Genomic DNA, 230 nt, shown 5'->3' with positions numbered 1-230 from the left:
CTCCCGGGTGTATCTCGTGATCGACCAGCTGGATCGGTCGTCGGCGCACGTGCGGGAGGCCATCGCGGCGGCGGTCGACAGCGGCGATGTCCGCCTTCGGGTGGTTCTCGCCGGCAGATTCGATGCACTTCCGGTGTCGCCCGCCAGGTGGGTGCGAACCAGCGAGATCTCCGGTGCCGATCTCGCCTTCACCGCCGACGAGGCGACCAGCCTTCTCGCGGATGTGACAG

Annotated in this window: 1 protein-coding gene; it reads left to right on the top strand. The window is 68.3% G+C overall.

Annotated features, from left to right (window positions below):
- Positions 1-16 precede the first annotated feature (16 nt).
- The coding region (locus SB773_RS35085) for a hypothetical protein (RefSeq protein WP_410595214.1) at positions 17-230 on the top strand (214 nt) is incomplete at its 3' end.

This window comes from Bacillus sp. SIMBA_074, assembly GCF_046534555.1.
Classification (GTDB): domain Bacteria; phylum Bacillota; class Bacilli; order Bacillales; family Bacillaceae_G; genus Bacillus_A; species Bacillus_A mycoides.
Note: the sequence above shows the minus strand (reverse complement) of the source record. Positions and strands in the feature narration are given on the sequence as shown.